Origin of the sequence: Lelliottia nimipressuralis, from assembly GCF_004115925.1 — a bacterium.
Lineage (GTDB): Bacteria > Pseudomonadota > Gammaproteobacteria > Enterobacterales > Enterobacteriaceae > Enterobacter > Enterobacter nimipressuralis.
Map to the genome: position 1 here is coordinate 38320 of NZ_SDDX01000028.1, position 7619 is coordinate 45938.

At 49.6% G+C, this 7619-nt stretch carries 17 protein-coding genes; 10 read left to right on the forward strand and 7 right to left on the reverse strand.

Annotation, left to right across the window (positions count from 1 at the left end; all coding sequences use genetic code 11):
- Nucleotides 1–2: 2 nt before the first annotated feature.
- The 6 genes from ETG88_RS20050 to ETG88_RS20075 are packed head-to-tail and all read right to left on the reverse strand — an operon-like array spanning nucleotide 3 to nucleotide 2567.
- Nucleotides 3–215, reverse strand: coding sequence for a hypothetical protein (locus ETG88_RS20050; protein WP_129036249.1), 213 nt, complete (start codon nucleotides 213–215; stop codon nucleotides 3–5).
- Complete coding sequence (locus ETG88_RS20055) at nucleotides 212–601, reverse strand: DUF977 family protein (RefSeq protein WP_129036250.1); 390 nt, start codon at nucleotides 599–601, stop codon at nucleotides 212–214. Before ETG88_RS20055 ends, ETG88_RS20050 begins: the two co-directional genes overlap by 4 nt.
- Before the next feature lie 20 nt (nucleotides 602–621).
- The gene (locus ETG88_RS20060) at nucleotides 622–1605 is read right to left on the reverse strand and encodes a phage replication protein O (RefSeq protein WP_129036251.1); all 984 of its coding nucleotides are present in this window, start codon (nucleotides 1603–1605) and stop codon (nucleotides 622–624) included.
- Between the two features lie 30 nt (nucleotides 1606–1635).
- Nucleotides 1636–1893 carry a DUF4222 domain-containing protein gene (locus ETG88_RS20065; protein WP_129036252.1) on the reverse strand — a complete coding sequence of 86 codons (258 nt, stop codon included), beginning with the start codon at nucleotides 1891–1893 and terminating at the stop codon, nucleotides 1636–1638.
- A 12-nt stretch (nucleotides 1894–1905) separates the two neighbouring features.
- Nucleotides 1906–2316, reverse strand: a complete 411-nt coding sequence (locus ETG88_RS20070; protein WP_129036253.1) for a toxin YdaT family protein — start codon at nucleotides 2314–2316, stop codon at nucleotides 1906–1908.
- On the reverse strand, nucleotides 2316–2567 hold the full coding sequence (locus ETG88_RS20075) for a transcriptional regulator (protein ID WP_129036254.1): 252 nt from the start codon (nucleotides 2565–2567) through the stop codon (nucleotides 2316–2318). The genes ETG88_RS20070 and ETG88_RS20075 overlap by 1 nt, the downstream gene beginning before the upstream one ends.
- 103 nt (nucleotides 2568–2670) lie before the next feature.
- On the opposite strand from ETG88_RS20075, the gene ETG88_RS20080 reads away from it, so the two are divergent.
- Both ETG88_RS20080 and ETG88_RS20085 read left to right on the forward strand, forming a co-directional pair.
- Nucleotides 2671–3060 carry a helix-turn-helix domain-containing protein gene (locus tag ETG88_RS20080; protein WP_129036255.1) on the forward strand — a complete coding sequence of 130 codons (390 nt, stop codon included), beginning with the start codon at nucleotides 2671–2673 and terminating at the stop codon, nucleotides 3058–3060.
- Between the two features lie 179 nt (nucleotides 3061–3239).
- Nucleotides 3240–3503, forward strand: coding sequence for a hypothetical protein (locus ETG88_RS20085; protein WP_129036256.1), 264 nt, complete (start codon nucleotides 3240–3242; stop codon nucleotides 3501–3503).
- Here ETG88_RS20085 and ETG88_RS20090 read toward each other — a convergent pair.
- Nucleotides 3466–3711 carry a hypothetical protein gene (locus tag ETG88_RS20090; RefSeq protein WP_129036257.1) on the reverse strand — a complete coding sequence of 82 codons (246 nt, stop codon included), beginning with the start codon at nucleotides 3709–3711 and terminating at the stop codon, nucleotides 3466–3468. The two genes, ETG88_RS20085 and ETG88_RS20090, sit on opposite strands and share 38 nt — an antisense overlap.
- 136 nt (nucleotides 3712–3847) lie before the next feature.
- Between ETG88_RS20090 and ETG88_RS20095 the strand changes: the two genes are divergently transcribed.
- The 8 genes from ETG88_RS20095 to ETG88_RS22365 form a co-directional block, all read left to right on the forward strand.
- A complete protein-coding gene (locus tag ETG88_RS20095) occupies nucleotides 3848–4150 on the forward strand; it encodes a hypothetical protein (RefSeq protein WP_129036258.1) in 303 nt (100 codons plus the stop codon).
- Nucleotides 4143–4331 carry a hypothetical protein gene (locus tag ETG88_RS22340; protein WP_164971828.1) on the forward strand — a complete coding sequence of 63 codons (189 nt, stop codon included), beginning with the start codon at nucleotides 4143–4145 and terminating at the stop codon, nucleotides 4329–4331. Before ETG88_RS20095 ends, ETG88_RS22340 begins: the two co-directional genes overlap by 8 nt.
- Nucleotides 4282–4470: a DUF1482 family protein gene (locus tag ETG88_RS22615; RefSeq protein ID WP_129036259.1), complete on the forward strand. Its 189-nt coding sequence runs from the start codon at nucleotides 4282–4284 to the stop codon at nucleotides 4468–4470. Before ETG88_RS22340 ends, ETG88_RS22615 begins: the two co-directional genes overlap by 50 nt.
- A 110-nt stretch (nucleotides 4471–4580) precedes the next feature.
- A complete protein-coding gene (locus ETG88_RS20105; protein WP_129036260.1) occupies nucleotides 4581–4805 on the forward strand; it encodes a hypothetical protein in 225 nt (74 codons plus the stop codon).
- A gap of 7 nt (nucleotides 4806–4812) precedes the next feature.
- Nucleotides 4813–6684: a RecE-related exodeoxyribonuclease gene (locus tag ETG88_RS20110; protein WP_129036261.1), complete on the forward strand. Its 1872-nt coding sequence runs from the start codon at nucleotides 4813–4815 to the stop codon at nucleotides 6682–6684.
- A complete protein-coding gene (locus tag ETG88_RS20115; RefSeq protein WP_129036262.1) occupies nucleotides 6674–6898 on the forward strand; it encodes a hypothetical protein in 225 nt (74 codons plus the stop codon). Before ETG88_RS20110 ends, ETG88_RS20115 begins: the two co-directional genes overlap by 11 nt.
- Nucleotides 6895–7215 (forward strand): DUF7740 domain-containing protein, encoded by a 321-nt coding sequence (locus ETG88_RS20120; RefSeq protein ID WP_129036263.1) that lies wholly within the window; start codon nucleotides 6895–6897, stop codon nucleotides 7213–7215. Before ETG88_RS20115 ends, ETG88_RS20120 begins: the two co-directional genes overlap by 4 nt.
- A 143-nt stretch (nucleotides 7216–7358) precedes the next feature.
- Nucleotides 7359–7619, forward strand: a 261-nt coding sequence (locus ETG88_RS22365; protein WP_206732581.1) for an excisionase, incomplete at its 3' end; no start/stop codon positions are given.

Genomic DNA, 7619 nt, shown 5'->3' on the forward strand with positions numbered 1-7619 from the left:
TTTTATTTTTCCTCCGCGCCTACCAGCGCAATCCATTTTTTTTCGAGATCACGGCGTGCGGCTGCTTCGCCTCCAGGCGGAAAAGAAAATCCAGCACGACGATCAGGGCATCCATTCGAACAGCGAACTTCTGCCGACCCCCAATTCATTCCACGGCAGCGGACTTTCAAATAAGGGGCATGACCGCAGTTCGGACATTTTGGTAAATCAGTCATTGTGTCGCTCCGTAAAAACTAAGCACCCGCTTCATTGCCGGGCTGTTTCGACATTCTCGGCAAATAACATTCAACTCCGGGTCATAAGGTGTTTTTTTAAGTGCATCCTGTGCTGTCTCAGCCACCTCTCTTGCTAGTTCCCTGGCAAGAGCCATGACTTTCTTTTGCTCCGCAAGCCAGCGGCGGTAGCCAGCTACATCAACGAAAATTCCCTGCTTGGGTGTTCGGTAGAGTTCGCCTAACGCCACTGCATCCCTCAGGTAGTGCTGGAGGGTTCTTCTGGTGAAGCCGGTCATCGCTTCGGCCTGTGCCGTAGTCAGGCGACCATGTTCATGTGTGTGATCGATAAATTTCTGGATCCACTCGGGCTGAGTTTTGTTTGCCATGAAATTCCCTCTCGATTTTTTTAACCGCGAAACCCTTTAGGGATCGTGCTATCGCATTTGATTTCCCCGAACACGCCATTGCCTTCGGCCAGGTTTACCGGGCACAACCTCAAAACAAGTTCCGGCCAGTTTTTGTGCAGAGTTTTGGCATCCTGAACTTTTGGGCACCACCACGGATCCCGTTGAATGCGCTCAACCATGTTTCGCATCTGACGGTGTTCACACCCCTGCTCCTCGCGCAGCTTGCGTATCTCGTCAGCCCATACAGGCCAGTCTGGTTCCCTGGGGCGGGAGATCATCCCGTCGAACTCAGCGGCGCGTTCATGCAGCTCAACGATGCTGGCGTAAAACCACTGTGCAAATTCCAGATCATCAGCCGTACCCCAGAGTTTTTTCTTCGCGTCGAAGATCGCTGCTTCGGGGTAGATCTCCGAAAAGTTATCCACAGAAAAATCCTCTTCGGCCTTTTGAGTGATCTCCTGTGTAATCTCCTGAGTACTCTCTGTGTAATCTCCTGTAAGAAAGTTGGCGGGATCCCCACCAGCTTGTTGGCGGGATTCCCCCCTACTTGTTGGTGGGGTTGCCGCCATCTTGTTGGGTGTGTTGCCGCCATCCAGTTGGCGGGATTGCCGCCTTCTAGTTGGCGGGGTTGCACCCATCTGTGATTCTGCGCGGTCTGGAGCCAATAAAAGTGCTTCAAGACGCTCAGTATCAATTTTGTAATGCACAGTCGCCGGCACACCGCGAAGGTCTTCCTGCAGAACACCCAAAGCAACCAATCTTTTGCGGGCCGTTTCCTGCTCGTCACGGCTTAATCCGGTCTCTTTTTTGATGTCTTCTCGCGTCTTGTACATCCATTCGCCGTCCATACGGTTATGCCAGTAGACGAGCTGAGAAAGCAGCACGGCAGCAGCTGGACCAGACTTAACCTTTCCTGCCCTGAGCTGTGCAAAGGCTGGCTGGTATGCAATTGGGCGATCAAGTAACTGGATCAGTGTTCCCATCCAGAACCTCCCCTTTGCTACTTACAAAATTCACGACTTCACCTCAGTGAACTTGCGTTCGAACTCTCTACGGCTCATTTCACTCTCGCCGCTGTACCCCTCGCGTTGATATACAACCCGATGCTGCGAACAGCGTAAAACCGTCACCATGCGCCCGCTCTCTGCACGGAACCTCTTCCCTGGAATTACTTCGCTACGACGCTTCACAGGCTCCTCCGTGAAGCGGTTCTTCATCGCGTTTTTCATGCGCTCTGTTAAGGCGTTAGCCAAATTCTGGGAAGTACGCATAGTGGCCTCCTGTTAGTGGTATTGCGGAGCGTCAGAAGTGCATTTGAGTGAACGGCTATAGAGCGACTTAATCGCATCATCGTGCGCATCAATAGCGGCTTTTAGTGCGTCCTGAGCCGCCAGCAGCGCCCGGCGTTCAAGCGTGTCGTAAATACTCAATCGGTGCCGAAATGCGCCAGGCAGAACCGCCAGGATTGCTGGCAACAATTCAGTTATCTTGGCCCGCTGATTCGATGTACGGCCCCCCAGCCAGCGGTGAAATATGTTTTGCTGGTTATTCCACGTCTTACCGGGCGCCAGCGGAAGGCTCCCGCCCCCCATGCGCAAGTACTCTGCCGTTATGACTTCAGCAGCGTAGGCCTGCCCTACATCAGAAGCCCATGCCAGCAAAACGCACTGGATATGTTCGTGTTTGATTTGCATTAATCACTCTCCTTTCGATGTTGTGCGGTATCGTCAGGAATGCCGCTGGTTGGGGTTGGGTGTAAATCGGGGCGCAGTTCATGCGGAGTAACACCCGTAGCAAGATAAATTTGCTGTACACGTTCACCGGTAGGCACACGCCCTCCGTATTGATTGACCCATTTATGGATTTGAGAGGGCCAAGCTCCGATAGCTCGACCCAATGGGCGAATACCGCCCGCAATTTTTATGGCTTTATCTAAGGCTGTCATTTGGGCTCCAGTTCACTAACTGAATTCAATTGTTCACTTAAAAAGAACATATGTCAACAATAAGGGAAGTTGAGGGTGTTCACTGCGAGGTTATAATTGCTGGATGGATATGAGAAAAAAGCAGTACGAGACACCTCTGGCAGAAAGGCTGGACACGATCTCGCAACAATATCATCTGAGCGGTGCAGACTTGGCGCGCATCGCTGAAGTCGGTCGCTCGTCTGTTAACGCCTGGAGGAAAAGGGGCACTATCAGCAAAGAAGCGGCCATGAAAATTGCTGCTGCTACAAACGTCTCTCTTACCTGGTTGTTAACTGGAGAGGAAGATGGCGCCAGCACTCAGCTGGATGACGAAGAACTGGCTTTGGTTGAAACTTTTCGCGCGTTACCGCCCATCGAGCGCAGAAACATGCTTGCTGCATTCCAAATGCGCCTACAGCAACTTAAAGAGTTCTACGCTAACTATGTAGATCCAAGCACACGACAAAAATAAATTTCTCCTAAACACAAATACATAACCGCCTTTTGGCGGTTTTTTTTCGTCCTTACGACTTCATGATGTTGACATATGTTCACTTTAAAAGAACAATGTATCCATCGAAGCACAACAGGTGCGACAGGCAAAACGTTCCGCTACCCGGCGATACAGGGCAAACAAACTGGAGAGTTGAGATGGAAGAGAAAGAGCTAAAACACGTGATCGCGTTGTTACTGGAAGATGCAAAACGCCGTCAGGAACTGGAACCAAATGCAGGCACAGAGGCCCGCATTCAGATTGCTAGACTAATGCTTGATTCAGGAGCACCTTCCATCTTTCGCGAAGAATGCCCATTAACTATGCCGAACAAACAAATTTACCTTTTAACACGCCTTGAGGCTCAATTTGTAATCGGCGTAATTATTCATCTTGAATACAGCCAGGCAAAAGGTGATTGATGGCTGATACTGCATCCTCACGGACATCGGGCCAAATTTCGTCATTCTGTTTGAGGCAATCAACAGCATTCACCATTCTTGATACCGAGGCAGACAATTCGACATTTTGCTTCTCCGTAAGGCAGGTGGATATGATGCCAAAAAGAACAAATTTAATTCCCTCTAATTCTCCGTGAGTAATCTGAGGCAGGGTTTTAGTGGGTTTCATAGGTTTCCTTACTGGTTGTGTGAGAACTCCAGTATGCCACTGCCGCCTGAGGTGGAGATTTGACCAGGCACAAATTCGAAACAGCGTTTCTAAACGTTATTTAAACAAACTATTCATTACTCAAGTGAGAGAAATCATGAAAGTTATTGCACATGGAAAAAAGAGCATTAGCGAGGCTGTAAAAACTGCTGAAGCTGCGCTTGTGCTGGGGGTTAATAAAGTAATTATTGAATGCGTTCCGGAAGTAATTACTGCTGTAATATCACCTGCCACCCTAGCGTACTGCCCGGTAACAGAGTGTGGTGAATGCCAGTCAATGCCATGCCCGTTTGGGCATAAGTCGCAAAGATTAGAAAAGCTTCAGGCTGAATATGACGCTGCAGAAGAGCATTTAAAAGGAATTGCCAGAAAACTACGTGAGGCTTCAATTCATGGTTGATATGAAGATTGTCCGCAATCGCATTACTGCCCTACTGGTAAAACAGTCGATTGCTGAGTTTTGTAACGATCAGCAAATGCTGGATGAAGTGAAAACTGAAAAAACAAAGCTTATCGCTGAGGTCGCCATAAATGACACCATTATTCGCGCTCGTTTTAACGATTTGCTCCAGCACCACTAATTGCTGTCAGGCAGTTAAAGATATTTATGACACTGAGGCGCAATGCAATCAGGCCATTTATGAACATCGTTATTTCAACGGTGACTGTTTCGAAGTAGAAAAAACCATACACGCTGACGGAACAAAAACAGGATATTGAATTTCCGTATATTTATTTCACTCATGCCTTAACTGGCAGGGATTCCCGCAACCTGAATTTGCCATTGAAATCACTGCCGCCCTCTCCTGGCGGCTTTCATGGACTAGAAAATGAAAGAACAAAAACGCTGCGCAATATGCAATCACGAATTTGATAAATCCACCATGCACTACCGGCCAGAAGTTTCGCGCGGATTTACAAAAGAGTGGTTTTACTGCGATGCATGCAATGAAAAACGACTGAAGTTATTAAATCTGAAATCTGCAAAGACAGCATTTAACAATCAGCGCAGAAATAACTTCAATCGGAGCAGTATTCGTCGTTCACATTACTGAGGTGATTATGTCTGTTGAATTAAAAGTATTTGGCGGTGCGCTTTTCGTTAAAGATAAAGCGCTGAAAGAACACCCTGATTTAAAACCGCTGGCAATATTTGTTAATGCCGCTAAAAAAGGCGTGGCTGAAGCAATTATTGCGGGAAAATTTGCCGAAAACTACCCAGCAAATATTGAGGATTATTTTAAAGTTAAAATCTGGGAACACCGTGATGAGCTGCCGCAAGTCGCTGCCGATCCCGGCGTGTTCTGCGCGGATTTCTTCGAAAATGTGGCTATATGGAATGCTTCCGCAGGGGAGCCAGTTGCAAAAACCGCAGAGCCTGAATCACCAGGCGAAGAGTTGCCCCCAGCATTAAAACTGGTGAGCGTGCTGGATAAAGCCTCACGCGCAGCAGCTCTGGTGCTGTTTGGGCCTGTTATTGAAATCAGCCCAGCTCAGTACGGCCAGATCGTTGATCTGATTAACGATGAAGATGGGCATTTTGAGCGCGAATTGGCGGAAGCTGTCAGTCGAGAATCCCGCGTGCTTGCACTGGCGCCAGAACGTCAGAGCGCCCTGCTGGCATGGGTGCGTGAAACAGCGAAAGATTCGGCGCAATGGACAGATTTAGTCAAGCTACTGGCTAAATGGCTCGATGCGCCAGCCGATAAGCGCCCGCAGGCCAGCACCAGCAATGATAATCGCACCGACACCGGCGCAACGCTGGGCAGCAGCAACCAAACAGACCGTAGCCCGGATCTGGTGCACGGCATTGCCACGCTTCGGATCGAGGTCGCTGTTGGTATTTTGAGTTTGCATGATGATATCGATATCTACGCCATCCCGAGTCGTATTCTCATTCCAGCGAAAGCAATGGCTGAAGCCGAGCAGGACACGCGCTTTACTACCTGGTGGAAACTGCTTCGCGCCACTCCGGGCATTCTTGATTATTCCCGCGCAGCCATTATCGCGCTGATTAAATCCACTCCGGAAGCTCTCTGGCTTAAACCCATTGAACTTCGCGAGCACATCAACCGCGAGCTGGTTGAGTTCGATCATGCCAATCCGGATCAGAAAACTATTGATATCGCCTGCAGCGCGGCACCGCGGATTGCCCCAGGAAAACAAGAGAATGAGAAAACCCAGCAGATTCACGACGACAAAGCTGAAATACCAGCAGTCTGCCCAGCGCGCGCTGCTGAACTCGACAAAGAACTCAATGCGGCATTTGCCGACAGCGGCAATCAGGAGCAGCCAAAAATTGAAAACCTCGGCGGTGGCGCGTTCACTGTTGATGCACTGATCGCGAATGCCCCCTCAAATGAGGGTGAAAAACAAGAAGTGCCACCAGCACCAAGCGACCGTGAAATAGAGATTGCCCACGCCCTTAACGATCTAATCTACGGCCGCACTCCAATGATGGGCGATGAGGAGGCGGCTGGCGTAGTGTCGTGTACTGGTCATCTGGTGCAGGATGTAATCCCTCTACTGATTTCTGACATCGCGACAATTGAATGCTGCCTCTCGCCTGACTTCTCGGACGAGGAGATTCACGACATCGCGACCACAATGCTTGACGCCTGGTCTGATGATATTAACGTTCGTCAAAAAATTGCGCTGGACGCAATTGTGGAATACCGCCGTCCGGAACCGCCAAAATCCGCTGTGCTCAGTTCTCCTTCCGTCACAGCAAAGTCGAACCCTGCTACTGAACCTGCACGCGAAAAAGGCGAACAACATGCGGCCCTGTCATTCCGGCAGCAGCTAACCATCGCTGCTTTACAGGGCTTGTGTGCAAATCCTGCTTATTCAAGAGATGGAGATGATTTAGCTCATGCAGCTGTAGAGATAGTTGACGAAGTGATGCGTTACCAGGAGAGCGGCGATGAGCATTAAGTTTTTCGACAAGGGCGCCACTGCCACCATTACTTTCACCACGTACATTTGGCAATACAGAAAACGTACCCGCTTCATTGATGCAGCGTTGCTGGGAGCCCCACAGGCTACTTGTTCCGTGAAGCACGGACTGGTGGCAAGAACTGTAATCAGTGGCCCCGTTATCCCCATGATGCGTGCATACAAAATGATTAGGCAGGAGGCCAACAAATGAGCAGCAAAGCAAAGGAAGTTATCACCACAAGCAAATATGCAGAATTTCCGGACACTTTGGTAACTCTGGAGTTGTGCCGCGCATTCGCCCAGGTCGAAAAACGCCGGGTCGGTGAATCATTAAGGGCTTGCGCTCGCATTCTGGCGCGCAAAGCGCAAAACCAGCTGCTAATCGCAACGCTCGAAGAGATGGGTAAAAGTCAGTTTCCCGAAACTCAAATGGCGAGGATCCGTGACTGTATCCGCCGCATGGAAACAGCGCTCAACAAGAATTTCAACACTCGCGGGGTGGAACAGCATGTCATTAACAGCCATTAAGATCCTGATCGCGTTGGTCTTTGTAGTTGCAGTGTTCGGCTTTTTGTTTTGGATTTTAGGCAAAGTGGAAAGCTGATTTTTGTTAATCAACCTGCGCCAGCCGTTGCGCGTATCGTAGCGGCTGGCTATCGCGAGTGATGGCTATGAGTGAACAAAGTCTGATACCGCTGCGGGACTGGAAAGCTCGCAGATTGCATTTCCCTATAACAATCACATGCCTGGTGAAACACGGGAAGCTCGGATACATACAACCGAGGCCTATTAAGATTGGCAATCGTTGGTGTATCGACGAACAGGCAATTTATATCGGACCAGGCGCAACAGGTGTTGAACCGGAAATTCACAGTGACGACGACGAAATTTTGAGGGAGATCCTGAGCGATGTCGCCAAGGCCACGAAAAAA

Bases quoted from the DNA above. Each gene is read 5' to 3' on its own strand.
- ETG88_RS20050 (WP_129036249.1), bottom strand. From the start codon at position 215: ATGACTGATTTACCAAAATGTCCGAACTGCGGTCATGCCCCTTATTTG.
- ETG88_RS20055 (WP_129036250.1), bottom strand. From the start codon at position 601: ATGGCAAACAAAACTCAGCCCGAGTGGATCCAGAAATTTATCGATCAC.
- ETG88_RS20060 (WP_129036251.1), bottom strand. From the start codon at position 1,605: ATGGGAACACTGATCCAGTTACTTGATCGCCCAATTGCATACCAGCCA.
- ETG88_RS20065 (WP_129036252.1), bottom strand. From the start codon at position 1,893: ATGCGTACTTCCCAGAATTTGGCTAACGCCTTAACAGAGCGCATGAAA.
- ETG88_RS20070 (WP_129036253.1), bottom strand. From the start codon at position 2,316: ATGCAAATCAAACACGAACATATCCAGTGCGTTTTGCTGGCATGGGCT.
- ETG88_RS20075 (WP_129036254.1), bottom strand. From the start codon at position 2,567: ATGACAGCCTTAGATAAAGCCATAAAAATTGCGGGCGGTATTCGCCCA.
- ETG88_RS20080 (WP_129036255.1), top strand. From the start codon at position 2,671: ATGGATATGAGAAAAAAGCAGTACGAGACACCTCTGGCAGAAAGGCTG.
- ETG88_RS20085 (WP_129036256.1), top strand. From the start codon at position 3,240: ATGGAAGAGAAAGAGCTAAAACACGTGATCGCGTTGTTACTGGAAGAT.
- ETG88_RS20090 (WP_129036257.1), bottom strand. From the start codon at position 3,711: ATGAAACCCACTAAAACCCTGCCTCAGATTACTCACGGAGAATTAGAG.
- ETG88_RS20095 (WP_129036258.1), top strand. From the start codon at position 3,848: ATGAAAGTTATTGCACATGGAAAAAAGAGCATTAGCGAGGCTGTAAAA.
- ETG88_RS22340 (WP_164971828.1), top strand. From the start codon at position 4,143: ATGGTTGATATGAAGATTGTCCGCAATCGCATTACTGCCCTACTGGTA.
- ETG88_RS22615 (WP_129036259.1), top strand. From the start codon at position 4,282: ATGACACCATTATTCGCGCTCGTTTTAACGATTTGCTCCAGCACCACT.
- ETG88_RS20105 (WP_129036260.1), top strand. From the start codon at position 4,581: ATGAAAGAACAAAAACGCTGCGCAATATGCAATCACGAATTTGATAAA.
- ETG88_RS20110 (WP_129036261.1), top strand. From the start codon at position 4,813: ATGTCTGTTGAATTAAAAGTATTTGGCGGTGCGCTTTTCGTTAAAGAT.
- ETG88_RS20115 (WP_129036262.1), top strand. From the start codon at position 6,674: ATGAGCATTAAGTTTTTCGACAAGGGCGCCACTGCCACCATTACTTTC.
- ETG88_RS20120 (WP_129036263.1), top strand. From the start codon at position 6,895: ATGAGCAGCAAAGCAAAGGAAGTTATCACCACAAGCAAATATGCAGAA.